Annotated in this window: 25 protein-coding genes; 11 read left to right on the top strand and 14 right to left on the bottom strand. The window is 49.0% G+C overall.

All coding sequences use genetic code 11. The features are described from left to right. Nucleotides 1–30 precede the first annotated feature (30 nt). Genes gpsA through N3Z11_RS04150 form a run of 4 tightly spaced genes read right to left on the bottom strand, consistent with a single transcriptional unit; the run spans nt 31 to nt 2,256 of the window. Complete coding sequence (gpsA, locus tag N3Z11_RS04165; protein WP_260655893.1) at nt 31–1,029, bottom strand: NAD(P)H-dependent glycerol-3-phosphate dehydrogenase; 999 nt, start codon at nt 1,027–1,029, stop codon at nt 31–33. 13 nt (nt 1,030–1,042) lie between these two features. Continuing rightward, a complete protein-coding gene (gene secB, locus N3Z11_RS04160) occupies nt 1,043–1,525 on the bottom strand; it encodes a protein-export chaperone SecB (protein ID WP_260655892.1) in 483 nt (160 codons plus the stop codon). A 27-nt stretch (nt 1,526–1,552) separates the two neighbouring features. After that, nucleotides 1,553–1,816: a glutaredoxin 3 gene (grxC, locus tag N3Z11_RS04155; protein ID WP_260655891.1), complete on the bottom strand. Its 264-nt coding sequence runs from the start codon at nt 1,814–1,816 to the stop codon at nt 1,553–1,555. Nucleotides 1,817–1,830: 14 nt separating this feature from the next. Continuing rightward, entirely contained in the window at nt 1,831–2,256 is a 426-nt protein-coding gene (locus N3Z11_RS04150) for a rhodanese-like domain-containing protein (RefSeq protein ID WP_260655890.1), read from the bottom strand. A gap of 206 nt (nt 2,257–2,462) precedes the next feature. Here N3Z11_RS04150 and gpmM point away from each other — a divergent pair, with 206 nt between their 5' ends. The 3 genes from gpmM to N3Z11_RS04135 all read left to right on the top strand — a co-directional run bounded on the left by gpmM (nt 2,463) and on the right by N3Z11_RS04135 (nt 6,388). Next, nucleotides 2,463–4,007, top strand: coding sequence for a 2,3-bisphosphoglycerate-independent phosphoglycerate mutase (gene gpmM / locus N3Z11_RS04145; protein ID WP_260655889.1), 1,545 nt, complete (start codon nt 2,463–2,465; stop codon nt 4,005–4,007). Nucleotides 4,008–4,015: 8 nt separating this feature from the next. Then, a complete protein-coding gene (locus N3Z11_RS04140; RefSeq protein ID WP_260655888.1) occupies nt 4,016–5,158 on the top strand; it encodes a murein hydrolase activator EnvC family protein in 1,143 nt (380 codons plus the stop codon). Between the two features lie 72 nt (nt 5,159–5,230). Beyond that, nucleotides 5,231–6,388, top strand: a complete 1,158-nt coding sequence (locus tag N3Z11_RS04135) for a divergent polysaccharide deacetylase family protein (protein ID WP_260655887.1) — start codon at nt 5,231–5,233, stop codon at nt 6,386–6,388. Between the two features lie 182 nt (nt 6,389–6,570). Here N3Z11_RS04135 and rpoH read toward each other — a convergent pair whose 3' ends face one another. Further along, nucleotides 6,571–7,431: an RNA polymerase sigma factor RpoH gene (gene rpoH / locus N3Z11_RS04130; RefSeq protein ID WP_260655886.1), complete on the bottom strand. Its 861-nt coding sequence runs from the start codon at nt 7,429–7,431 to the stop codon at nt 6,571–6,573. 252 nt (nt 7,432–7,683) lie between these two features. On the opposite strand from rpoH, the gene N3Z11_RS04125 reads away from it, so the two are divergent. Next, the gene (locus tag N3Z11_RS04125; RefSeq protein ID WP_260655885.1) at nt 7,684–8,916 is read left to right on the top strand and encodes an EAL and HDOD domain-containing protein; all 1,233 of its coding nucleotides are present in this window, start codon (nt 7,684–7,686) and stop codon (nt 8,914–8,916) included. A gap of 44 nt (nt 8,917–8,960) precedes the next feature. Here the strand turns inward: N3Z11_RS04125 and ftsX are convergent, their stop codons facing one another. The 3 genes from ftsX to ftsY are packed head-to-tail and all read right to left on the bottom strand — an operon-like array spanning nt 8,961 to nt 11,973. Then, nucleotides 8,961–9,932 carry a permease-like cell division protein FtsX gene (gene ftsX / locus N3Z11_RS04120; protein ID WP_260655884.1) on the bottom strand — a complete coding sequence of 324 codons (972 nt, stop codon included), beginning with the start codon at nt 9,930–9,932 and terminating at the stop codon, nt 8,961–8,963. Further along, entirely contained in the window at nt 9,929–10,612 is a 684-nt protein-coding gene (gene ftsE / locus N3Z11_RS04115) for a cell division ATP-binding protein FtsE (RefSeq protein ID WP_260655883.1), read from the bottom strand. The genes ftsX and ftsE overlap by 4 nt, the downstream gene beginning before the upstream one ends. A gap of 2 nt (nt 10,613–10,614) precedes the next feature. Continuing rightward, the gene (ftsY, locus tag N3Z11_RS04110; RefSeq protein ID WP_260655882.1) at nt 10,615–11,973 is read right to left on the bottom strand and encodes a signal recognition particle-docking protein FtsY; all 1,359 of its coding nucleotides are present in this window, start codon (nt 11,971–11,973) and stop codon (nt 10,615–10,617) included. An 81-nt stretch (nt 11,974–12,054) separates the two neighbouring features. On the opposite strand from ftsY, the gene rsmD reads away from it, so the two are divergent. Next, a complete protein-coding gene (gene rsmD, locus N3Z11_RS04105) occupies nt 12,055–12,660 on the top strand; it encodes a 16S rRNA (guanine(966)-N(2))-methyltransferase RsmD (RefSeq protein WP_260655881.1) in 606 nt (201 codons plus the stop codon). Nucleotides 12,661–12,769: 109 nt separating this feature from the next. Here the strand turns inward: rsmD and N3Z11_RS04100 are convergent, their stop codons facing one another. From N3Z11_RS04100 to N3Z11_RS04085, 4 genes are all read right to left on the bottom strand, one after another. Then, the gene (locus N3Z11_RS04100; RefSeq protein WP_260655880.1) at nt 12,770–13,396 is read right to left on the bottom strand and encodes a PEP-CTERM sorting domain-containing protein; all 627 of its coding nucleotides are present in this window, start codon (nt 13,394–13,396) and stop codon (nt 12,770–12,772) included. Nucleotides 13,397–13,948: 552 nt separating this feature from the next. Continuing rightward, nucleotides 13,949–14,566, bottom strand: coding sequence for a YjaG family protein (locus N3Z11_RS04095; protein WP_260655879.1), 618 nt, complete (start codon nt 14,564–14,566; stop codon nt 13,949–13,951). Between the two features lie 95 nt (nt 14,567–14,661). Beyond that, nucleotides 14,662–16,203, bottom strand: a complete 1,542-nt coding sequence (locus N3Z11_RS04090; protein WP_260655878.1) for a hypothetical protein — start codon at nt 16,201–16,203, stop codon at nt 14,662–14,664. A 3-nt stretch (nt 16,204–16,206) separates the two neighbouring features. Beyond that, on the bottom strand, nt 16,207–16,803 hold the full coding sequence (locus tag N3Z11_RS04085) for a YhgN family NAAT transporter (RefSeq protein ID WP_260655877.1): 597 nt from the start codon (nt 16,801–16,803) through the stop codon (nt 16,207–16,209). Nucleotides 16,804–16,922: 119 nt separating this feature from the next. Between N3Z11_RS04085 and N3Z11_RS04080 the strand changes: the two genes are divergently transcribed. Then, nucleotides 16,923–17,309 (top strand): DUF2721 domain-containing protein, encoded by a 387-nt coding sequence (locus N3Z11_RS04080; RefSeq protein WP_260655876.1) that lies wholly within the window; start codon nt 16,923–16,925, stop codon nt 17,307–17,309. Between the two features lie 83 nt (nt 17,310–17,392). Next, nucleotides 17,393–18,940 (top strand): DUF3369 domain-containing protein, encoded by a 1,548-nt coding sequence (locus N3Z11_RS18025; RefSeq protein WP_313771329.1) that lies wholly within the window; start codon nt 17,393–17,395, stop codon nt 18,938–18,940. Nucleotides 18,941–19,060: 120 nt separating this feature from the next. Here the strand turns inward: N3Z11_RS18025 and N3Z11_RS04065 are convergent, their stop codons facing one another. Then, a complete protein-coding gene (locus tag N3Z11_RS04065; RefSeq protein ID WP_260655875.1) occupies nt 19,061–19,684 on the bottom strand; it encodes a DUF3833 domain-containing protein in 624 nt (207 codons plus the stop codon). 258 nt (nt 19,685–19,942) lie between these two features. Between N3Z11_RS04065 and N3Z11_RS04060 the strand changes: the two genes are divergently transcribed. From N3Z11_RS04060 to N3Z11_RS04050, 3 genes are read left to right on the top strand one after another with little or no spacing between them, the layout of a single operon-like run. Beyond that, nucleotides 19,943–20,506, top strand: a complete 564-nt coding sequence (locus N3Z11_RS04060) for an RNA polymerase sigma factor (RefSeq protein WP_260655874.1) — start codon at nt 19,943–19,945, stop codon at nt 20,504–20,506. Then, complete coding sequence (locus N3Z11_RS04055; protein WP_260655873.1) at nt 20,481–21,122, top strand: hypothetical protein; 642 nt, start codon at nt 20,481–20,483, stop codon at nt 21,120–21,122. Before N3Z11_RS04060 ends, N3Z11_RS04055 begins: the two co-directional genes overlap by 26 nt. Before the next feature lie 3 nt (nt 21,123–21,125). Beyond that, entirely contained in the window at nt 21,126–22,058 is a 933-nt protein-coding gene (locus tag N3Z11_RS04050) for a hypothetical protein (RefSeq protein WP_260655872.1), read from the top strand. A 163-nt stretch (nt 22,059–22,221) separates the two neighbouring features. Here N3Z11_RS04050 and N3Z11_RS04045 read toward each other — a convergent pair whose 3' ends face one another. Continuing rightward, a complete protein-coding gene (locus N3Z11_RS04045) occupies nt 22,222–22,596 on the bottom strand; it encodes a thiol-disulfide oxidoreductase DCC family protein (protein WP_260655871.1) in 375 nt (124 codons plus the stop codon). A 437-nt stretch (nt 22,597–23,033) separates the two neighbouring features. On the opposite strand from N3Z11_RS04045, the gene lepB reads away from it, so the two are divergent. Next, a complete protein-coding gene (lepB, locus tag N3Z11_RS04040; protein WP_260655870.1) occupies nt 23,034–23,714 on the top strand; it encodes a signal peptidase I in 681 nt (226 codons plus the stop codon). Nucleotides 23,715–23,867: the final 153 nt, after the last annotated feature.

Raw genomic sequence — 23,867 nt, 5'->3', positions numbered from 1 at the left:
TTAAAATCATCCGTACAACGGCTGATTTTTTTATTCGTCGCGTTTTTCCCTGCCAAGCAAGTCAATAGCAGCTGCGCGGGCATCTTTACCCTGATATAACACCTGATAAATTTGCTCGGTAATGGGCATCTCGACACCAACGCGGGTAGCCAGATTAAATACTTCTTTGGCATTGCGGTAACCTTCCACCACCTGGCCAATCGAAGTCATTGCCTCTTCCACACCAGCACCTTGCCCCAGCAACAAACCAAAACGTCTGTTACGGGATTGGTTGTCGGTACAGGTTAAAACCAAATCGCCTAAACCGGCCATGCCCATAAAGGTTTCTTTTTGAGCACCCAAGGCACAACCCAAGCGGCACATTTCTGCCAAACCCCGGGTGATCAGCGCAGTGCGGGCATTGGCACCAAAACCAATACCGTCGGCCATGCCGGCGCCTATCGCAATAACGTTTTTCACTGCCCCGCCCAGCTGCACACCAATAAAATCCGGATTGGTATAAACCCGGAAAGTACGGCCACAATGCAATAAATCCGACAGCACAGTGATAAATTCAGGATCAGTGGACGACAGCGAAATTGCCGTTGGTAAACCTTGCGCCAGCTCTTTGGCAAAAGTCGGGCCTGACAAGACCGCCAGCGACACCTCATCTCCGAGAATATCGCGGGCGACATCCTGCAACAGACGACCGGTATCGGGTTCTAAACCTTTGGTTGCCCAGGCCACACGGGCGTGTGGTAACAAATAAGGTTTAATTTGTTTTAAGGTGTCAGCAAAAGCATGACTCGGCACCACCACCAGCACGTTCTGGCTGGCTGCAACGGCCGATGGCAGATCGGATGTTACCGCTAAAGTATCCGGCAGTTTGATATCCGGCAGATACTTATGGTTGATCCGATCTTGTTGCATCGCAGCAATATCTTGTTTACTGCGGCCCCACAACAGGGTCTGGTGACCATTACGCGCCAGACAAATAGCCAGCGCTGTGCCGTATGAACCGGCGCCTAAAACTGTGATAGCCGCAGACATAACAAAAGCTGTATTAGTTTGGCAGCTGAGCTTGCGCTTCAGCCTGGCGCTGCTGCATATATTGTGCAAACAGGGCGTCGAAGTTTACCGGTGCCAGGTTCAGTTGTGGGAAAGTACCACGGTTGACCAGGCTTGATACTGCTTCACGGGCATACGGGAACAGAATGTTCGGGCAGAATGCTGCCAGCATGTGCGCCATTTGAGCATCATTTAATGCTGGTACTGAAAAAATACCGGCTTGTTGCACTTCACATAAAAACGCCGTTTCCTGACCGATAGTTGCTGTGACTGTCAGCGACAACACCACTTCAAAAGTATTGTCATCCAGTTTTTCGCTGCGGGTGTCCAGGTCTAACTTCACTTCCGGCGTCCACTCTTTGCGGAAAATTGCCGGAGAATTTGGCGCTTCAAATGAAACGTCTTTCACGTAAATACGCTGAATTGCAAACTGAGCCTGCTGCGCGTCTGCAGCTACATTGTTTTGTTCGTCGGCCATGATGTGTCCTAGCTGAATTGATTGTTGTTATTTAAAAAGCAGAGTGTCCAGTTTTCCCTGCGCTTCAAGCGCGTGGAGATCGTCACAGCCACCAATATGTTGTTCATCAATAAAGATCTGCGGCACTGTAGTGCGGCCACCGGCTTTATTGATCATTTCCGGGCGAAGCTCTGGCTGTTCATCAATTTTGAATTCCTGAAACTGCACAGCTTTAGCGGTTAATAATGCTTTTGCGCGAACACAATACGGGCAATAGGCTTTAGTGTAAATAGTGACACTGGCTTGGTTCATTACTGCAAATCCTGTTATTTTTTCACCACAGGTAAATTAGCTTCTTGCCATTTGCCCATGCCACCACGCAGTACAGCAACCTTGCTAAAACCAGCCTGGATCAGCTGTTTTGCTGCGCCCTGAGCCGACATGCCGGCCTGACAGATGACAATAATGGGTGCGTCTTTATTTTTTTCAAGGGTGGTTATCTGGCTGGCAAATTGTGCCAGTGGCATATTGCGTGCACCGGTAATATGACCCTTTTTAAAATCGTCAGCGCTGCGGATATCCACCAGCTGCGCATCTTCTCTGTTCACTTTAATGGTGAGTTCTGTGGGGGTCACAAACTGAATTTTTGATACTAAAGACTGCACCCAGCTGACCAGCAGCGCAATTAAAATACCTGCCCAAGCCAGGCTGAGATAAGGATGATTACCGGCAAATTCGAGGTACTGTTGCATCAATTTAGCTTCCGTTATCCGATGATTTGGCGCCGAGTATAACGGCTTTCAGGGCCAAAAACAGCCCTGCACCTGCCGCGCCGGACTGAAATTGCCACTCTTTGCCCCCGGTTGCACAATATCTGAACAAGGACGATTGGAGTCGCAGCTAAATTTCGGTAAGATGAATTCAAAATGATGATCAAGCAACAAGACGTGGAGTTGTAATGGCAAAGTCGCTGAAACCTTTGGTACTTCTGATTTTAGATGGTTGGGGTTATCGTGAAGATCCAACAGACAACGCCATAGTTCAGGCAAACACCCCGGTGATGGACAGACTGTGGCGCGATTATCCGCACAGCCTGATTTCCGGCTCTGGCATGGACGTTGGTTTACCAGACGGCCAAATGGGCAATTCCGAAGTGGGCCATGTCAATCTGGGCTCAGGCCGGGTGGTTTACCAGGATTTTACCCGCATCACTAAAGCCATTCAGGATGGTGATTTTTATCAGAATGCAGTGCTGGTGAACGCAGTGCGCAGCGCGGCTCAGGCCGGCAAATCCGTGCATTTAATGGGCTTGTTATCACCAGGTGGCGTGCACAGCCATGAAGATCATCTGATTGCCATGATAGAACTGGCCGCGCGCGAAGGCGCCAAAGCCATTTACCTGCACGCCTTTTTAGATGGCCGCGACACGCCACCACGCAGTGCCGAAGCCTCACTCAAAAGAGTGGCCGCAAAATTTACTGAGCTTGGTTTGGGTCAGATTGCCTCTGTGATTGGCCGTTATTATGCCATGGACCGCGACAAACGCTGGGACAGGGTACAGCAAGCTTATGATTTGATTGTAGATGGTAAGGCCGATTATCAGTTTAACGATGCCATCAGTGCATTAAATGCAGCCTACCAGCGTGATGAAAACGACGAATTTGTGAAAGCCAGTGTGATTCTGGGCAAAGATGGCAAACCTGTGCTGCTGCAGGATGGTGATGCGCTGATTTTTATGAACTTCCGCGCCGACCGTGCCCGTCAGTTCAGCCGCACTTTCACCGACAGCAATTTTGATGGTTTTGTCAGAAACCGCCAGCCGCAATTGGCCGCTTTTGTCCAGCTGACCGAATATGCTGCCGATATCAAAGCCCCTGTTGCTTATCCACCAACCAGTCTGAATAACGTGTTGGGTGAATGGCTGGCTAAGCATCAGAAAACCCAGCTGCGGATTTCAGAAACCGAAAAATACGCACACGTCACCTTCTTTTTCAGTGGTGGCAGAGAAGAAGTCTTCCCAGGGGAAAAGCGGATTCTGGTGCCATCCCCTGCGGTCGCCACCTATGATTTGCAACCTGAGATGAACTCCACTTTGCTCACCGACAAACTGGTAGAAGCCATTCACAGTGGCAAATATGACGTCATTATTTGTAACTACCCCAACGGCGACATGGTCGGCCATACCGGCATTTTATCCGCCGCTATTAAAGCTGTGGAAGCCGTTGATCACTGTATCGGCCGGGTGGTTGAAGCACTCGCCGAGGTGGGGGGTGAATGTATTATCACAGCCGACCATGGCAATGCCGAACAAATGGTTGACCATGAATCGGGCCAGGCGCATACAGCGCACACCAGCGACCCGGTGCCATTAATTTATGTTGGCCGCAGTGCCACAGCAGTTGAAGGCGGCATTTTAAGTGATATAGCGCCAACCATGCTGCAATTGATGGGCATGCCGGTTCCGGCCGAAATGACCGGCAAATTGTTGTTTAAACTCAATTGAGTATGCCGGTGCGTTCGTTATTTTCTGTACCACTGCTGCTGAGCCTGATTCTGCTCAGCACAGTGTATGGCAGCACAGCCTGGGCACAACAAAGCACCGCCAGTGCCCGTAAAGAGCTGGAGTCGTTGCAGCAGGAAATTAAACAAACCGAACGTCAGCGCCGCGACCAGCGTCAGGCGCTGAAGCGGGCTGAAGCTGAGCTGAAAAAAGCCGACCAGGTGCTGGCTGAAGCCAGTCAGGCTGTCAGAGCAGAACAGGACAAACTGCAGACTTTACAGCAACAACAGCAGCAGCTGGAACAACAGCAGCAGCAACTGGAACAACAACGGCAACAGCAGCAACAATTGCTGGCTGCTCAGGTCAAAGCCGCTTATCAGGTCGGTGGCCACGATTACACTCAGCTGCTGTTAAATCAGCAGGATGCCAGCAAACTCGAGCGTTTGCTCACCTATTACCAATATTTTAATAACGCCAGAATGCAGCAGCTGACGGCGCTGAAAACCACTGTAGATGAACTGGCCACACTGAAGCAACAAGCCGACAGCAACAGGCTGGAGCAGGAACAGCGCCTGGCGCAGCTGACAGCACAGCAGCAGGAACTGGCTGCAGCCCGCAAAAATCAGCATGCTTCGGTCCAACAACTGCAGGCGTTATTGCAGGATCAAAAACAACAGCTGGAATACTTAAAGAGTAACGAACAAAGCCTGCAAGCCACTATTGCCAAACTGAAAGCTCAGGCCGCCAATCGCCGGTTAAAGCACAGCGGCAAAACCGGCTCTTTACCCTGGCCGGTGAAAGGCGCAATTAGCCAGCAGTTTGGTGCGCAGCAAGGCGGCGGCATGACCGCCAGCGGTGTGATTATTCAAGCGCCAACAGGCACAGCAGTAAAAGCTGTAGCCGACGGTCAGGTGATTTACGCCGATTGGCTCAAAGGTTATGGCTGGGTTACAGTGGTCGATCACGGCAACGGCCTGATGAGTTTGTATGGCAATAATCAGACTTTGTTAAAAACACCGGGTGAAGTGGTGAAATCAGGCGATACCCTGGCGCTGGTCGGTCAGAGCGGTGGACAAAATGCCGCCGGACTTTATTTTGAAATCCGGCAAAAAGGGTCTGCGGTCAATCCTTTACGCTGGTTGCGGGCCCCTTAGTCAGGCATAATAGGCCCCGTATCATTTAGTTTGCTGCAGCCTTGCAGCCTTTTGGCGGTGAAATAACCTTCTGTGCGTAAATTCCGTTTTTTCTGCCTGTTGGCGTTTTTCTGTGTGGCTGCCAAAGCCCAGACTTTACCGCCCAAAGTTGCCATTATTATTGACGATATCGGCTTTCAGAAAGCCGATCCTTTATTGATCAAACTGCCCTATCAGCTCACTTTTGCCGTGATGCCTTTTACCCCGCAGGGTAAAGAAATGGCGGAGCTGGCCAGAGCCCAGCAAAAAGAAGTGATGTTGCATATGCCGATGGAAGCTGTGGCGCAAAATCACTTGCTCGGCAAAGGTGCACTCAGAAGACAAATGTCAAAAACACAGGTGCAACAGGCGCTGCAAAAAGCTCTGGCCGAAGTGCCTCAGGCTGTGGGTGTGAATAATCATATGGGCAGTTTATACACCAGCCTGGCCGAACCTATGTTATGGACTATGCAGGTAATGGCCGAGCGCCAGCTGTATTTTATCGACAGTAAAACCACCAACCGCAGCGCTGTTGGCCCAGCGACGAGTCAATATCAGGTGAAAAGCCGCAGCCGTGATATTTTCCTGGATAACGATAAATCTTATCAGGCGCTGGACCGGCAATTTAATCAGCTGTTAAAGCTCGCCAAACAACAGGGCAGCGCTATTGCGATTGGCCACCCCTACCCTGAAACCTATCGTTATTTACGCCGCAACCTGAGCCGGCTCAAAGCCGAAGGCATTGAACTGGTGCCGGTATCGCAGTTATTAGCACTGCCTGCAGCAGTTGTTGCGGCGCACAAGCCAACACAGCCCACAACCTCTGTGGTTGCAACTACAGCAACAACTGACTCTGCCACAGGGGTTCCAGCCACAACAGAGTCTGCAGCTACCGGTCATCAGGCACAAAGCGGTAAACGACAGCTGAAGTTATCGCCTAAACCTGAACAAAACCATAGTGTTGTCGCAGGCTCTGGTTCTGTCAGTCTGGTATACCCTGAAACCTCAGAAAGTACAGGCAAGGCTGAACCCCATCAGCCAGATACTCAGCCGGCAGAACTGCTGATTTGGCATCCGCCTTATCGCACTGATTTAGCGGGATTTAGTGTACCGGCAGATGTACCACATGAACCGCAATGGCGTTTTTTGCTGAGCACTCCGGCCGCTAAAACTGAGTTAATTCCTTTTGGCGGCTTATTGCTGTTACGTTAAAGAATACGCAGCAGCAGTTTTTGCTTAGCGTCTGTGCTTCTCTGTCTAAGCTTGGCCACTCTGTGCCACTTTATTTACAGACTGAATTGGCATAACCGCAAAAAAACCAGGCACCAGAGCGCAGGTCGTGTTAACAAAAAAGGCAGCCAAAGCTGCCTTTTTGCTGAGTACGATATTGTCAGTTAAGCGGCATCAACCATAGCGGCATGCAACTTTTTCATCGCATTTTTTTCCAGCTGACGAACCCGCTCAGCCGACACCTGATAACGGTCTGCCAGTTCCTGTAACGTCAGTTTCTGGTTGTCCAGCCAACGGGCGCGGATAATATCCTGGCTGCGCTCATCCAGCGTACGAACTGCAGCTTGCAGACGTTCAATGGCAGCACCTTCGGACTGATCTTCTTCAAAGTTGTTGGCTAAATCTGATGATTTATCCTGCAGGTAAAATACCGGCGCATTAAAGTTGCTTTCGTCATCATCGTCCTGAGCATCAAAAGGCATATCATGGTTGCTCATCCGCGATTCCATCTCACGCACTTCGTATTCAGGCACCCCTAAAGACTCAGCCACGTTTTTGACTTCTTCCTGGCTGAACCAGCCTAAGTTTTTCTTGGCTTTGCGCAGATTAAAAAACAGCTTACGTTGGGCTTTGGTGGTGGCAACTTTCACGATACGCCAGTTTTTCAGCACAAATTCGTGAATTTCGGCTTTGATCCAATGTACGGCAAAAGAAACCAGACGCACGCCAACAGTCGGGTCAAAACGTTTGACCGCTTTCATCAGGCCGATATTGCCTTCCTGAATTAAATCGCCAATTGGCAGGCCATAACCTGAATAACTACGGGCGATATGCACCACAAAACGTAAATGCGACATAATTAACTGGCGGGCCGCTTCTAAATCACCATGCTGCTGCAGGCGTTCCGCTAATGAACGTTCTTCCTCGGCAGACAGCATCTGGATACTGCTGACCGCATGAGTATAAGCCTCCAGGCTTCCGCTACCAGCGACCGACAGTGTCATAAGTTGGGATGCTTTTGTCATGTAAACAGCTCCTGCAAGGATTAAAGTGGAATCATCTTAGCACTCTTTGATTGAGAGTGCTAAATGAAGTTCCATCATTTTAAGATCTGAATCTTATAAACAGCTGTTTTTCAGAATATCAAAGCATAAGGTAATTCAGATTTTTGCGATATGCTCAAAATAGTAATCACAGCCTTTTATCAGCCCCCACAGATCTAACAGCCGCTAATTACAAGGCCTCCGGCTATATCGCCGCAGAGCAGGAGTTGCAGTATGTATTGTTATATGGCTCGCCAGCCTATTCTGGATGCGCAAAAAAACTTATACGGCTATGAGTTGTTGTTCCGGGACGGAGAGTCCAATGCTTTTCCCAATATCAATGATGATGAAGCAACCTCTAAACTCATCACCGAACATCACTTATTGATGGGGGTGGAAAAAATCACCGGCGGCCAGCTGGCCTTTATTAATTTTTCCGCAGATACGCTTATCCATCATTTTCCAACTTCAATTAATCCCAAAAGTATGGTGATTGAAATTCTGGAAACTGTGCCCATCAGCAAAGAGCTGATGACCGCCTGTAAACAGCTACATGGTATGGGTTATCAGCTGGCGCTGGACGATCACGATTTTGACCCCAAATGGGATATTTTTCTGCCTTATATCAGCATTATTAAAGTGGACGTACAGCAATTTAATCTGCTGCAAATCAGCAAATACGTGTCGAGAGTCAAACATTATAACGTCACCCTGCTGGCAGAAAAGGTAGAGACCGCCGAAGAATTTAACAAACTGCGGCAGCTGGGTTTTCAGTTATTTCAGGGGTATTTTTTTGCAAGACCGGAAATGCTGAAACATAAAAATATCAGCAGCAGCAAACTAAACCTGATGTTGCTGATTGCCGAAGCCAGCAAAGTTGAACTGAACTTTGACGACTTGTCGCATATCGTCGAACGCGACTTAGGTTTGTCCTATAAGCTGCTGCGTTTTGTCAACAGCGCCAGTTTTGCCCGGGAAAAACCAATAGGCTCGCTGAAACACGCCATGGTGTACATGGGCGAAGCGGAACTGAAAAAGTTTATCGCTTTGTTGGCGCTGGCCAACCTGGCGGAAAATAACGGCAGTGAACTTTTAAATATGTCGGTAGTACGGGCCCGGTTTTGCGACCAGTTAGCCGCCTTAAACCAGGACGAGCTCAACCCACCTTCGGCCTTTTTAACCGGCTTGTTTTCGCTGGTGGATGCTTTATTGGAGCAGCCGCTTGCCGGTTTGTTGCAGGACTTACCTATATTGCCGGAAATTAAATCGGCTTTGCTGGAGCACAGTGGCAAGCTCGGTCAGTATCTGGAACTTGCCAAAGCTTTTGAAAGAGCCGACTGGGATAGCCAGCAACAGCTCACCCGCCAGGTTCTGAATAAAGCCATTGATTTAAGCCCGGTTTATCTGGAAGCGGTAGATTGGGCCCATGGTTTGATGTTAACAGCCAGAGAAGAAGATAAAGTATGACCAGAACAAGCGCTCAGTCTGTGACTGAGCGCAATCGATGGACCTTAAGGCTCAATCGCCTTTATATGACTACGCACAGCGATATAAGAACCCACCAGGCCCAAAGTCACCGCAATCAGCATCAGATAACCAAACTCACGTAAACTCAGTGAGTTCAGCACAAAATCGCTTTGATACAACTGGGTAACAGTGGCAATGGCACCTTGCAGCCACCAAAGCATCAGTTCAACCACCAGAAAAGCCAAAAAGCCGCCAAAAACCCCAAGCCAGATGCCGGTATATAAAAATGGCCGCTGGATAAAAGCGTCAGTGGCGCCCACCAGTTTCATCACTTCAATTTCGGCCTTCTTATCCATAATCGACAAACGGATGGTATTACCAATCACCAACAGCGCTGCACTAAGCAGCAACACAGCTATGGTATACACCGCCTGCTGCATCAGATTCATCAGTGCTGCCAGCCGTTCCAGCCAGCTGATGTCGAGTTTTGCCAGCTCGACAAAACGTTCTTTTTCCAGCTTATGCATTAAAGCTTCAGCTGCCGCCGGCTGATTTTTCTTGGGTGTTACCAACAGCACATCGGGTAGTGGGTTTTGATCGAGGAAAGCTAAAGCCTCACCAAAACCCGACTGCTGTTTAAACTCAGCCATAGCCGCCGCTTTATCAATCAAACGTACTTTGGCAACCTCGGCATCGCCTTGTAACAAAGTGACGAGCGTGGCGATATCGGTGGCGCTGGCGTCATTTTTTAAAAACAAACTGATTTCAAAAGATTCGTCATAACTGCGACTGACCTGCTGCACGTTTTTCACCAGCAAATGCAAAGTGGTGGGCAAAGTCATACTGATGCCAAGCACTGCCACAGTGATCAAAGCCCAAAGTGGGCTGCGCCACAACTCACCCAGACTGGTTATCGCCTGACGTACATGAGTGAGCACCCCACGCAGCAATTTTTGCAGCACATTGGGCTGACTGGCAGTGGCGCCGACAGCACGGCCGGCAAACAGCATACTCATTCTGCGTCCTCCTGATGCGTCAGGCCATCGTTAATCATCTTGCCGCCTTTGAGTGTCATAGTGCGGTAGCGCATCCTCGCAATCAGGCCCAAATCGTGACTGGCCACCAACACAGAAACGCCGGCCTGATTAAAAGCTTCAAATACCCGCATAATGTCTTTGGAGAGATCAGGATCCAGATTGCCGGTGGGTTCGTCGGCCAGCAGCAGCGGCGGTTTATTCACCACGGCCCGGGCAATACCTACCCTTTGTGCTTCACCACCGGATAAAGTGGCCGGCAGGCAGCGCGCTTTATCCAGCAGCCCAACCTGATCCAGCGCAGCATGCACCCTTTTCGCCATTTCGCGGCCGGTAAAACCTTCAATCACCAGAGGCAGCGCCACATTGTCAAACACACTGTGGTTCATCAACAGCCGGTGATCCTGGAAAATCATGCCAACGTCACGGCGCACATAAGGAATTTGCCTGGCTTTCACCGTGCTTAAATCCACACCGTTAATAAACACCTTGCCGGCAGATGGGCGTTCAATCAGACTGATCAGTTTAAGCAGGGTACTTTTACCAGCGCCGGAGTGGCCGGTCAGAAATGCCATTTCACCTTTGGCCAGTTCAAAACTGACCCTGTCCAATGCCACAAAACCGCCACTGTAACCTTTACTGACCTGCTCAAAACGCAGCATGTTCAGAATTCCTTATTAAATAAAGCCCGGATAAAATCTTTGCTGTTAAACACCCGCAGGTCGTCAATACTTTCGCCCACACCGATATAGCGGATAGGCAACTTAAACTGGTCGGCTATGGCAAAAATAACCCCGCCTTTGGCGGTGCCGTCCAGCTTAGTCAGTGAAATGCCTGTCAGTTCAACAGCTTCATGGAACAACTTTGCCTGACTTAACGCATTTTGACCAGTGCCGGCATCTAAAGTCAGCATCACTTCATGTGGCGCTGCGCCGTCGATTTTTTTCATCACCCGGACGATTTTTTTCAGCTCTTCCATTAAATGGGCTTTGTTCTGTAACCGCCCTGCTGTGTCGGCAATCAGCACATCAATTTTGCGCGCTTTGGCCGCCTGATAAGCATCAAAAATCACTGAAGCACTGTCGGCACCTGAATGCTGGGCTATCACCGGAATTTGGTTACGCTCGCCCCACACCTGCAACTGCTCAACCGCAGCTGCACGGAAAGTGTCACCGGCTGCCAGCATCACAGATTTGCCCTGCTGTTTAAATTGCTGTGCCATTTTGCCGATGGTGGTAGTTTTACCCACACCATTGACGCCCACCATTAAGATCACAAAAGGACCGTCTTGGTGTTCAACCTGCAGCGGTTGCTCCACCACATCCAGCAGTTCCGCCATTTCCTGCTGCAGTTTTTCATACAGGCTGTCGGCGTCTTTTAACTGACGGCGGTCGGCATGTTGCACCAGCTGTTTAATCAGCTTCTGACTGGTGTCCACACCGACATCGGCCATTAATAACTGGGTTTCCAGCTCTTCGTATAAATCGTCATCAATTTTTTTACCGAGGAACAAACTGGCTAAACCGTTGCCCAGGTTCTGACTGGTTTTGCTTAAGCCTTGTTTGAGTCTGGCAAAAAAGCCTGGTTTTTTCTCTGTTGTGGGTTGCGACTGAGCAGAAGGCTCACTGGCTGGTGCTGCAACCGGCAAAGCTGTTTCTGCCGGGATGGCCTGAGACTCCGCTGCCGGAAGCTTTTCTTCGGCCTTTATTGCCGTTGTATCTGCTGCAACCGACTGCGCTGAAACAGGCTGCAGCACAGTGTCAGCAACCTCTGTGATCTGATGGCTTTGTGCACTCTGCTCACTCTGAGCGGCCTGTGCTTCGCTGCTGGTCAGTGCAGAGATAGCAACTGCGGGCGTTTCTGTTGCCTGCTCAGGTGCAGCGGGCTGCGGTTGCGCCGAAAGAGGTTCTGGCTGCGCCAACTGCTGTTCGCCAGGCAATTCAGCGGCTGGTTGTTCTGTCACTTGCGCTTGTGGTTTTTTACCAAAGCCAAGCCAGGAAAAGAGTTTGTTAGGTTTTGTCATAGGGTTCGCTGTCAGAATACGGAAACTCAGGTAAAATCGCCGCTTATACTAACACCTTTATTATTCAGGCATAAACACCAGATGAAAGCGCGTCGCCCTGCAGCAAATGCCCCTACCCACAATGGCCCGGGTTTTGTCCGTATTATCAGCGGTCAATGGCGCGGCCGGCGTTTGCCGGTGCTTAATGCACAAGGGCTAAGACCCACCACAGACAGAGTGAAAGAAACTTTATTTAACTGGTTGATGCAGGACACCGCCGGCTGCACTGTGCTGGACTGTTTCAGCGGCAGCGGCAGCCTGGCATTGGAGGCTCTGTCGCGCCACGCCAGCTTCGCCACTCTGTTGGAGCTGGACAAAACAGCAGTAAAACAGCTGCAACAACATCTGCAAACCTTAAAGTGCAACAATGCCGAAGTGATTGCGGGCAGTTGCCTCGTTTATCTGCAGCAGGCACCAAAAAGGCAATATGATTTGGTGTTTTTAGACCCGCCATTTAGGCAAAATTTATTATTGCCTTGCGCCACCTTGCTGGAACAACAGCCCTGGTTAAGCAACGATGCGCTGATTTATGTGGAATGTGAAAAAGAACTGCCGGTGTCTCAGTTGCCTGCTCACTGGCGGCCCATCAAACAAAGTATCGCAGGTCAGCTGGCCTATCGTTTGTATCAGCGCGAGCAGCCCGAATAAATTGCAGCAGGCTCACCACCCTATAAAAACCAAACAAAAAGCCCGGTCAGTTGAACCGGGCTTTTTGTTTTTCGTCTTCAGGCGATGCAAACCGTCGCCTGAAGCTTGATTAAGCTTTGTTGGCTTTTCTGCGACGCAGCATCAGACCGGCAAATGCCAGACCGAACAGACCAAATACACCTGGCTCAGAAACCGTGATCTGAGTACAAGGAACACCCGGTGTTGGTACACAAGCTAAGTCACCACCGTTTACGGTTAAGGTTGCTTTACCTAAAGTGACTAACCAGCCAGCGTTGTTCTGGTCAATATTCATCCGTACTTTTAAACCGGCATTTACCTGGCTTTGTGCCCAGCTATAACCAGTTAAATCAAAATCAGTAAAAGCCCAGATGTCGCTTGCGCCGGCCAGGTAACCCAGGCTCAGCCATGAAGTACCGTCAAATACCGAAATAGCGTCCAGCTCACCCGAGTTAAAGTCCACGTCAAACGCAGAAATACTCAGTTTGATATTGCTGAACAGACCAGCCAGTGGGTTGTGGATCCACTCCCAATCCTGATTCTGCTCGCGGTAAAACGGCTGGTTGTATTTATTGCCATCAGAATCAACAAAATATTCAGTTGCGCTGTTGTTGCCGTATTCCTGCACATCAGTGATTGGCGCAGCCATAGCAGCAGAAGACATTAAAGCGATCGCAGCGGCAAAACCAGCAAACAATTTCCCAAAGTTATACGTCATGTTGAAGTTCTCCAGAACTTTTTGAATTACACCAAGCAATGTGCCAGCAGTGCTGACCGGGTCGCAGGTATTGCAGCCAGAGTCTGACTTAACCGTTTTATGTCAGCCTCCAATCATCCTGCGCTGCGCTCTATTAGCAAAAATAAGGCCAACTATTTTTAACTTTAAATCATTGATTTAAAACATATAAAATAAGATAAACTACAATGTGAAAATTTATTGTAAAACATTTTGACGCATAAAAATCACAAAAAGGTACATTTTTCCTGATTTTTAAACAGTTGATTCATAAGTTCGAGGTGGCTGGAACAACAATAAAAAAATGCGTATCAAAGTGGCTGCTTTAGTCGGTTAGAACTGCGGTACAGGAATCGAATGTGTCGGCCTGAAACTATCGGCAGCAAGTTTACAGCGGAGTTGCCCCGCATAAAGAAGGGTTGTTTTTGCGACTTTGCATTGCAGCTGTTTGCGACAACACAAAAACGACAGCAGCATAAATATTGAGATGTCACACTTTGTCACCGGAGCATGGCTCCGGTGACGGCGCAGGTGTTAACTTTGCGCCGGGTTTAGTTCCATGCCAAGGTTAGTGACCCCCTGCTCTGCCACCCAGCCTTTTAACTTTTGAACTTCAGTACGGCCAAACTCGCTGATTTCACTACAGATATCAATCAATTCAGCCAGACAATCCATTTCGTAGCACATCAGTTCGTGCTCGCGTACCACCTTTTTCAGCTCGGCTTCCGAGGTGATATCCAAATCAGCCGATTCATGTTCGATCAGCCGTGCGACCGATGCCTGAGAGATTTTGGCTACATTAATAAATTCAGTGCTGTCTTGCTGGGTAATGCCGCTGAGCATCATATCCAGCGCGGTAATGGCATCCAACGCCGGATAAACACCAAAAATATCAAAATGACTGACTTCAGGGGTTACCAGTTCCAGCTCTTCCTGCAAACGGTCAAAGTTAATTTTGGCTCTTTTTACCTGCAGCCATTCCCAGACCAAATCCAGTACATGGCGTGGTAAAGCCGCATCACCAAAAGAGGTGACTTCGGCAAACAGCTGATAACTTGGGATCATTCTTTCCAGCAAAGTGGCCGCCACAGCGCCTTGCTGATAGAAGCTTAAATCACGCATGCGCTGGAAATTATTGGCTTTTGAATTCATGCAATTCTCTTATCTGACAAGCGGTTGCCCTGAGGGCTGTTTCAGGGCAGCTATGATACACAAGGCAGACATGCAGAACCAGCATCAAGGCCGGTTCAACCTGAAGTTGCATTGAGCTGACGCTGGGCATACTCAAACTTAAGCCGGTATTCGGTCAGCTGCTGCTCCAGCGTCTGCTGTTGTTGCAGACTGTCCTGCTCCAGCTGCTGCAGCTGCTGACGCAACACTCTGATGGTTTCTCTGGACTGATCGCCTTCATTTTGTTGCCGCTCCTCCAGCGCCTGCTGCCGGGTCTGAGCACGGAATAACTGACTTTCCAATTTATGCTGTAAGGCCGACCATTCCTGCTCTTTTTCCTGTAACGCCAGCAATTGTTGTCGGGTGTCGGCCAGCGCGGCGGCGGCCTGGGTCAGTTCGGCAGAAGCTGACTGCTGCTGATGTTGCTGTTCGGCCAGGCTGGCACTGAGCTGCTGTTTTTCCTGTTCCAGCTGTTCAAATTGCTGCAAGCGGATTTTCAGTTCCTGCTGCAGTTGCTGATCAATCACAGTGATTTGATTCAGCTGCACAGCCATTGCATTCACCTGTTGCTGGTATTGATCGAGCTGCTGCTGCAGTTGCGCCATTTCCTGCTGATGGCTTGTGGCTTGTTGTGCCAATGCCTGTTGCAGGGTTTCTTCGGCGGTTTGTTGTTGCGCAGCCCACAAGGCACTGGTTTGTTGTTGCTGCTGATCCAGCTGTTGTTGCAACGCCAGTTGTTGCGCTGTTGCCTGCTGTAACTTCTGCTCTGCAGTCTGTAATTGCTGCTGCGCAGCCAGCAGTTGCGCGTCGCGCTCTGCCAGCTGCTGCGACAGATTGCCGGCCTGCTCACTCTGCTGTTGCTGCAGTTGTTCTAAACTGGCCTCGGTCTGCGCCAGCTTCTGCACCAGTAGCGAATGTTGTTGTTGTGCTTCAGCCAATGCCTGCTGATGTTGTGTCAGCTCAGCTTTTAACTGGGTATTGTGCTGCTGTTGTTTATCCAGCTGTTGTTGCCACTGACTGGTGACACTGGCCTGCTGCAACTGGGCATCCTGCAATTCGGTGCGCAGCTGCTGAATTTGCAGCTGCAGCGCATCACGCTCTGAGGTGACCTGATGTAAGGCGCTTTCCAGCAATTGGTTACCTGACTCGCTGGCTTGTTGTTGCTGTTTTTCCAGCTCCAGCACCCGGTATTTTTCCGCTTTAAAATCGTCCTGGCTTTGTTTGAGCTGCACAGCTAGGCGCTGCATCGCAGCCAGCGCTTCTTCTTTTTCATCCTGAAACTGCCTGAGCTGTTGCTGGCTTTGCTTTTGCTGCTTTTCTGCTGCAGTCAGCTGCTGTTTCAGCGCACTACACTCAGCTTCCAGCTGTTGCTGCTGGGCACTGGCACCATCAGCGGCGCTTTGTTGTGAATGCAGTTGCAACTGTTGTTGTTCTAATTTTTGTTGCCACTGCTGTTCAACCTGCTGACGCACAGAGGCGGTCAGCTGTTCCAGCAATTGTTGTTGTTGACTTAATAACTGACCGGAAAAATCTACCAGTGCGGTTTCAAGTTGTTGTTGTGCGGTTTGGACCAGAGTCTGTTCACTTTGCTCTGTGTTATTTTTTACGACGGCTTGCATCTGTTAATCCCATTTAAAATAATGGCTGATGCCATTTAACAACATTTGTACTGCAATTATCACTAAAATCATACCCATTAATCTTTCCATCGCGGTCAGACCACGTTCGCCCAGCACTCTGTGCAGCATAGGCGCAAATAATAAAATGGCTGAACTCACCAGCCAGGCCCCCACCAAAGCCAGGGTCCAGTCCATCATCTGACCGGGTTGCTGGTTAGCCAGCAAAATAAGTGCAGCCAGAATAGAAGGCCCGGCAATCATCGGCACGGCCAGCGGAAATAAAAAAGGTTCTTCACCTTCTTTTAACCCGGCCACACCACCCGGCGGCGGGAAAATCATCCGGATGGCGATTAAAAACAGGATAATACCACCAGCAATACTAACCGCTTCTTCTTTGACCCCAAGCAGGGCCAAAAAGCTCTGCCCACCGTATAAAAACATTAATAAAATAATCAGCGACAAAATAAGTTCACGGATTAAAACGATACGGCGGCGCTCGGGTTTTAAGTCTTTTAAAATAGCCACCACAATCGGCAGATTGCCTAAAGGGTCCATGATCAAAAACAATGTCAGCATCGCACTCCATAAATCAACGGCCATGCTGCACCTCCGGGGCGGTTTTATTTGGCTGAAGTCAGTGTAATATGAGTTCAGATTTCAAGCGAATCAAATTGTTGCAGTGATTTAGCTGCAAAGTTAAGCACCATTGGAGCAGACACATGACCCTCACCACCCCGGCTTTGTTATTTCCTGCCATCTCGTTATTGCTGCTGGCTTATACCAACAGGTTTCTGGTGTTAGCTCAACTGATCCGCCAGCTGAACGAACGCGAAGGCGATCAGGTGCGGGACTTAGCAAAAAGACAAATTGAAAATCTGCGTCAGCGTATTGTGCTGATCCGCTCGATGCAGCGCTGGGGGGTGATTAGTTTTGTACTTTGTACTTTGTCGATGTTCAGTTTATTTTTAAACTGGACCCTGGCCGGTCAATGGTGTTTTGGTGCCAGTTTAGTCTGCCTGATGTTAAGCCTGTTGATTTCGTTATATGAAATTCAGATCTCCTGTCACGCTATTAATATCGAACTGGAATCACTGGAAAATCGCTGAAAACCATTTTTCTGCGATACAACAGCTGCCAATATGTTAATTGTCAGCCATAGTTAACCTGAACATTGTATTGAGCTGAGCCTATGAGCAACCAAGACTTTTTATTCAGTCAGGACACTGCCATCAGTTGGGCAACTGAAACGGCCCCATCTGTAACCGGTCAAAAACCATGGCAGGTACTGATTGTGGATGATGACGAAAGCATTCATCAAATCACCAGTCTGGTGCTGCGTGGATTTCAGTTTGAACACCGCAATGTAGAACTTATTCATGTGTACAGCGCCCGTGAGGCGCGTGCTGTATTACAGACCAACCCCAATATTGCCGTTGCCATTATTGACGTAGTGATGGAAACCAATCATGCGGGGCTGGATCTCATCAAAACCATCCGCTCTGAGCTGAATCAACATCAAATCCGGCTGATTTTGCGTACCGGTCAACCTGGTGAGGCGCCGGAAGAAAGTGTGATCCGCGATTACGACATTAACGACTATAAAAATAAAACCGAAGTCACCGCCATTAAACTGAAAACTCTGTTGTATTCGTCGTTACGTTCCTACCGCGACATTTGCATTATTGATGACAATAAAAAAGGCCTGGAAAAAATTATCGGTTCTACTGTCAGTTTTCTTGAATGTGAAAGCCTGACCGAATTTGCCTCTAATATTCTGGCGCAGGCCGCACATTTACTGGGGCTTGATCATCAGCAGATTTATTGTTGTGCCGCCACCGGCGACCCGCGCCAGCAACAACTGCAGCTGGATGTGATAGCTGCAACAGGCCAGGACACCGCCCCCGATCACAATCTGCCGGACGATGTGGTAGAGCGGCTGAAAAAAGTGCATCAACTGAAACACACCTTCCATGGTGACGATTATTTTGTTGGTTATTTCACCACCAGCCGTGGTCTGGAAAACCTGTTGTACGTCAGTAAAGACAGCAAGTTTGATCAGGTTGATCATCATCTGCTCAGTTATTTTGCCAGCAATATTGCCGTGGCTTATGAAAATATCAGGCTCAGAGAGCTGATTAAAGAAAGCCAGCGTGAACTGTCTTATATTTTGGGTGAAGCGGTAGAAAAACGATCAAAAGAAACCGGTAGCCACGTAAAACGGGTGGCCAACTTCAGTTTTTTACTGGCGCTGAAATATGGTTTATCCAACTACGACGCCGAAAAAATCAAACTAGCCTCGCCTTTACACGATGTCGGTAAAATTGCCATTCCGGATCATATTCTGAATAAACCGGGCAAACACGACGCCGCCGAGTGGGAGATCATGCGTCAGCATGCTGAGATTGGTTATCAGATTTTGCAAAAATCACAGAATGAAATTTTGCAGCAAGGCGCCATTATTGCCTATGAACACCACGAGCGCTGGGACGGCAAGGGTTATCCACGGGGTTTAGCCGGTGAAGAAATTGATATTGCCGGCCGTATTACCGCGCTGGCCGACGTTTTTGACGCGCTGGCCAGTGAACGTTGTTATAAAGAAGCCTGGCCAATGCCCAAAGTGCTGCAATATTTAGCCGAAGAAAAAGGCAAACAGTTTGACCCTGTACTGGTGGATATTCTGCTGAGTCATCTGGATGAATTTATTGCCATCCGCGACGCTTATCCTGATTTACAGTAGTTTGTTAAAAATCCAGTATAAATCCCAAAAAAAACGAAATTACAACACCTTAAAGGGCCTGAGTTTGTTCAGGTCTTTGTTATTCGCTATGGTAAAACAAAAAATAATACAGCAACAAAATTAGCTTTGTGGCGCCAGGGGCACAGTCCGCTCGGTAGCTTCATAACGACGGATAAAAGCAGCGCAGTCGGCAGTTTTATCCAGCTGGCGAATGGCCAGCGTCAGCTCACCCACTGTTAAACCAAATTTATGCAAAGTTGAGCGGTTAATCAGCTGGGTTGGGCTGACCAGATACAACCAGTCTTTGACCGTCACGTCGATATAATCGCTGCTTTGCGCAGCCTTGTTACCGGCATCATCTGCCTTGGGGATACGCAGCACATATTGCCAATACAAGGTATTACCGGCCAGCTGCCCTGTCGCCTGCCCCACTACATCTTCGGCTTTGCCGGAAATTTCCCCCTGGTTGTTCTGACTGAGCTGCCAATGTCTTTTATCAACTCGGCCATCACTAAAACTGAAAATTTCGTATAAATCGCCGCTATTGCCTTGCCACTGACCACAAAGCTCAGCGGTAAAATGCAGGCTTTGTTTGCCGCGCCAATCGTGCATCACACCAAAGGCTTCACTGGAACCGACAAAAAACTGCGACAACTGTAAATTCGGTGTCATGGCCTGATAATCCTGTACTGACTGGCTGCAGCCAAATAAAGCAAACAAACTTAAACATAAAGTTTTGCGCATTCTGCTCGTCCATCCTCATTGAGATACTGATATATACGGCGTCAGGCAGTTTTTGGATTTAACAGGCGGGGTGTTTCACTCTTTTTGTTGTTGGCCTCACTCAAAATCAGCGATAGCCACCAATAAAAAATAAAATTATGAATAAATTCAAAGAACTGAATTAGTATTAAAAAATATTTAATTTTTTTAGCCATCACAGCCAACTAAATTCCGCCAGGGCCCGACCAATGCACATCAGAACCTGAGAATAAAAACAAAGTGTTTAAACGCAGTGACGAATCTTTAATCAACAAAGCGCTGAATGGCGACGAACGCGCCTGGCAGCAGCTCGTCAGTCGGTATCAGTCCGTGCTGTATTATTACGGCCTGCGCCTGATGGGAAACCCGGACGACGCCCGTGATCTGCTGCAGGACGTGTGCATGGTGTTGTGCCGCAATCTGGCGCAATTTCGCGGCGACAGCAGCTTTAAAACCTGGTTGTTTGGCATTGCCAACTACCGCGCTATGGATATGCTGCGCAAGCGCAAACCCAGCCAGGATCTGGACGATATACCAGAGCTGTATAACGAAGACGAACAAAGCCACGAGCAACAGCTGTACGGCGCCCAGACACAAAAACTGGTACAGCAACAATTGCGTACCTTACCACCGGAACAACGGCTGGTGGTGGAACTGAGGTTTTATCAGCAATTTACTTTTGACGAAATTGCCGATCAGCTGGCGCTGTCGAGTAATACAGTCAAATCAAGATTTTATGCGGCATTAGATAAACTGCGTGTGCAGTTGGAGGTAGCCAATGTTGGACAATCAGCAAATTTTTGAAGCCTGGCTCGCGGGCAAAATCACCGCTGCTGAATGTGAGCAACAACTTCGTTCAGACAATCAATGGTACGGCCGTTTTCTCGCCGCCCAAAACATCCGTCAGGATGCCAGAGCGCCAATGTTTGACAGCGTTCCAGACATAGACACCAGCCAGCTGTTCCGCCAGCAATGGGGCCACAAAACCGCAAAAACCGCCTGGTGGCCCAAACTCAGTGTCGGTATGTCGGCCATGGCACTCATTATCAGCATGTCGCCTTTGCAACTGCAGCTACATGGTGGTGGGCTGGCGCTGCGCTGGGACAACTTTGATGCCGCTGCGCAGCAACAACAGTTCAATACCATGCTGGCTGGTTTTCAGCAGCAACAACAGCAATATCTGCAGCAGCAACTGCAAATTCAGCAACAGCAGCAAGCCACTCAACTGGTGATGCTTAAAGACTATCTGTCTGAAAATGAACAAAAAGCCAGACGCAGCGACATGCTGGAGCTGGTGGAATATCTGAATCAACAACGACAGGCCGACTGGCAATACTGGCAGGACAACGCCCAGCCAAGCCAAGCCAGGCTTGATTACAGTAGCCGCAGTTATCTGCCGAACCGAACCCAACCGGAGTAAACCATGATGAAACTGAATTTTTATGTTAGCGCCCTTGCCGCACTGCTGTTTAGCGGCAACAGCCTGGCCGCCACTGAAGTGAGCCCTAAGCTGAAACAGAACCTGGAAATTATGCGCAATATTCTGCAAACCTCGTTAGAGCAAAGCCAGAATACCAATGTAAGCCGCATCAGCCACAGTTATCTGGCAGGCCAGGGTGTATTGTTCCGCACCAGCACCCGCGGCCAGTTTGGTCATTATTTTGCCATGGCGCCTATGCCACCGGCTGCGCCTATGCCGCCTATTGATCAGGCTGCAATTGCCGCTATCAGCGCCCGCGCTTCAGCCGCAGCCAATGCTGCTCTGGCCGGTGGTCATATTTCTGAATCCGATATTGAAGATATTGCCGAACAGGCCGAAGCTCAGGCCGAACAAATGATGGAACAGCAGGAGCAAATGCAGGATCAGATGCGCGAACTAAGGGAGCAAAGCCGCGATTTAGAACGTGAGCTCAGAGACATAGAACGGGAAAAACGTGATATTGAATTTGCCCGTAAGGTGGGTAAAGAAGATGCTGAGCAACAAAAACAACTGAACCAGCTCAACAGCAAAAACACCGAACTGCAAAAACGCCTGGCCGACATTAAACAAAAATATGCCGCCTGGGAGCAGGATTTCCAGAAAAAACGCGCCGAACAGGCTAAATTAGCCGCACAAAAACAGGCGGAGCTGATCACCAATATCAGCGTTAATTTTGCGAATACTTTGTGTGATTACGGTGCCAGCCTGCGCGAAATTAAAGACAGTGAGTTTGTGTCGTTACAGCTGGAAACCTCGCAGGGGCGCGATAGTAAAGACATCTACTGGGTGTTTAAAAAGTCGGATATTAATCAGTGTGTTAGCGGTAAGTTAAAAGCCGAAACCCTGCTGAAAAAAGCCGATTATTATCAGTATTGATGTTGGATAAAGCGGAATAGGCCGTTTCTTACGACAAAGCCTGCATATTGCGGGCTTTGTTTTTTGGCTCAGCCTTGTGTTGTTACCAAAGCCAAAAGGAGCGAAGCCAATAAGTCCGGATGACTAAGACAAGCCAGCAACACCCTATGCTGGCACTGTCTCTTTAGACCTTGCCGGCCTTGCGAAAAAACCGCGCCAGTTTGCGCCTAAGCGGCAATATCAGCCGGTAAGCAGCTTCCATTAACCAGGGCAAAGGTGGCACAGCCCCCAGATAACCCAGCCACCGCCAGCCAGGTAAGGCCCGCCACAAGCGTAAAAAAGCCCGGGCGCCCTGCCACACCTGGCCGTTTCGGCCCACCAGATGGAAACGTTTAAGCGCATCACACCTGTTGATACCGTCCGGCAAAGCTTGCAAGCTGTTGGATACATCAATAAACAGCAGCGGTTCCCGCGCCTGCAGCTTTTGATAATAGGCAATTTCCCTGCTGCATAAAGGGCAACTGCCGTCGTATAACACTGTTAATCCTGAGTGACTCAAAATGGCACCTTCTGCTTTTTCACGCCGACAATTTAATGTGAAGCACAAAACTTATGCAGCTATAAACGTCGCTCAAAGCGGTTTGGACTTTATTTTTAACAAAACCTGAGCTTTTAATCGGCAATGGCGCCAAATAGCCATTTTTAATCACAGCACCGGTTTAGGTAATGCTGAAACCGGCTCCTGGCATTGCACCAGGTCTCAGGTGCTCAGCCAGCCGGAACAGACGCGCAGCTGTCAGAGCCTGTCAGTCACATTAAAGACATATTCTGAATGTGGCATAACTCACTGAACTTTTAAGCAGCTTACAAATAACAGGTAATATTTGTTTACATTTGCCTGGCTCGCTTCCCGAACTAAATAACAATACAAAGCTCGAACTGCAAACTCCTAGTCATTCCAAACAAGCAGCAAAGCGACAATATAAGGATTGAATAATGGGCAAAACGCCTTTTTTAACTCAGCTCGCCAGTTTTTTTAAAGCCACCCGTAGTTTTATCGTTTTTATTAGCCTGATGTTGGTGTTTCGCAGCGCTTGTGCTGACTGGTATACAGTTCCCACCGGCTCTATGCAGCCAACCATTCATATTGGCGATAGGGTCACAGTGAATAAAATGGCCTACGACCTGCGGCTACCCTTTAGCAAACAGGTACTGCTGCGAACCGGTGAACCCGCTCGCGGCGATATTATGGTGTTTGATTCCAACGCGGCGCAAAATCGCCTGATAAAACGTGTTGTTGGTTTACCAGGGGATACCGTCGAGATGCAGGACGAGGTGTTACTGCTTAACGGCAAGCCACTGGCTTATCGGCAGGAAGACGACACCAACTTATTAACCACAGCGACCGAACAATTGGGCGAGCTGGCGCATCAGGTTCAATGGGATAAATCCCGGCCAGCAGTTCTTGCTAACTTTAACGCCATCACCATCCCCGAGGACTACTATTTAGTGCTTGGTGACAATCGCCGGCAAAGCGCAGACTCACGTGTTTATGGTCTGGTGCCACGGCATGAATTACTGGGCAAAGCCACTTACATCGCTTTCTCCATGGACTACGACAATTATTATCTGCCACGGACAGACAGATTCGCAAAATCACTTTACTCAGAACATTAATGCAAATATCAGTCACTTAGAAAAGCCCCGTTAACGGGGCTGATTATACCCACCTAAGCAAACCATTAGGGTCAGGTCTTAGACCTGACCCAGTGCTTTTCAAACAGCCAGATAGTGCCTGATGTGATAACACGCAGCTAAATTTCCAAGCTG

The organism is Rheinheimera sp. 4Y26, from assembly GCF_025245835.1.
GTDB lineage: Bacteria > Pseudomonadota > Gammaproteobacteria > Enterobacterales > Alteromonadaceae > Pararheinheimera.
Note: the sequence above shows the minus strand (reverse complement) of the source record. Positions and strands in the feature narration are given on the sequence as shown.

Bases quoted from the DNA above. Each gene is read 5' to 3' on its own strand.
- lepB (WP_260655870.1), top strand. From the start codon at position 23,034: ATGGGCAAAACGCCTTTTTTAACTCAGCTCGCCAGTTTTTTTAAAGCC.
- ftsX (WP_260655884.1), bottom strand. From the start codon at position 9,932: ATGAGTATGCTGTTTGCCGGCCGTGCTGTCGGCGCCACTGCCAGTCAG.
- gpsA (WP_260655893.1), bottom strand. From the start codon at position 1,029: ATGTCTGCGGCTATCACAGTTTTAGGCGCCGGTTCATACGGCACAGCG.
- N3Z11_RS04125 (WP_260655885.1), top strand. From the start codon at position 7,684: ATGTATTGTTATATGGCTCGCCAGCCTATTCTGGATGCGCAAAAAAAC.
- N3Z11_RS04055 (WP_260655873.1), top strand. From the start codon at position 20,481: ATGTTGGACAATCAGCAAATTTTTGAAGCCTGGCTCGCGGGCAAAATC.
- N3Z11_RS04100 (WP_260655880.1), bottom strand. From the start codon at position 13,396: ATGACGTATAACTTTGGGAAATTGTTTGCTGGTTTTGCCGCTGCGATC.
- N3Z11_RS04080 (WP_260655876.1), top strand. From the start codon at position 16,923: ATGACCCTCACCACCCCGGCTTTGTTATTTCCTGCCATCTCGTTATTG.
- grxC (WP_260655891.1), bottom strand. From the start codon at position 1,816: ATGAACCAAGCCAGTGTCACTATTTACACTAAAGCCTATTGCCCGTAT.
- N3Z11_RS04050 (WP_260655872.1), top strand. From the start codon at position 21,126: ATGATGAAACTGAATTTTTATGTTAGCGCCCTTGCCGCACTGCTGTTT.
- N3Z11_RS18025 (WP_313771329.1), top strand. From the start codon at position 17,393: ATGAGCAACCAAGACTTTTTATTCAGTCAGGACACTGCCATCAGTTGG.
- N3Z11_RS04095 (WP_260655879.1), bottom strand. From the start codon at position 14,566: ATGAATTCAAAAGCCAATAATTTCCAGCGCATGCGTGATTTAAGCTTC.
- secB (WP_260655892.1), bottom strand. From the start codon at position 1,525: ATGGCCGACGAACAAAACAATGTAGCTGCAGACGCGCAGCAGGCTCAG.
- N3Z11_RS04150 (WP_260655890.1), bottom strand. From the start codon at position 2,256: ATGCAACAGTACCTCGAATTTGCCGGTAATCATCCTTATCTCAGCCTG.
- rpoH (WP_260655886.1), bottom strand. From the start codon at position 7,431: ATGACAAAAGCATCCCAACTTATGACACTGTCGGTCGCTGGTAGCGGA.
- N3Z11_RS04065 (WP_260655875.1), bottom strand. From the start codon at position 19,684: ATGCGCAAAACTTTATGTTTAAGTTTGTTTGCTTTATTTGGCTGCAGC.
- N3Z11_RS04085 (WP_260655877.1), bottom strand. From the start codon at position 16,803: ATGGCCGTTGATTTATGGAGTGCGATGCTGACATTGTTTTTGATCATG.
- gpmM (WP_260655889.1), top strand. From the start codon at position 2,463: ATGGCAAAGTCGCTGAAACCTTTGGTACTTCTGATTTTAGATGGTTGG.
- ftsE (WP_260655883.1), bottom strand. From the start codon at position 10,612: ATGCTGCGTTTTGAGCAGGTCAGTAAAGGTTACAGTGGCGGTTTTGTG.
- N3Z11_RS04090 (WP_260655878.1), bottom strand. From the start codon at position 16,203: ATGCAAGCCGTCGTAAAAAATAACACAGAGCAAAGTGAACAGACTCTG.
- rsmD (WP_260655881.1), top strand. From the start codon at position 12,055: ATGAAAGCGCGTCGCCCTGCAGCAAATGCCCCTACCCACAATGGCCCG.
- ftsY (WP_260655882.1), bottom strand. From the start codon at position 11,973: ATGACAAAACCTAACAAACTCTTTTCCTGGCTTGGCTTTGGTAAAAAA.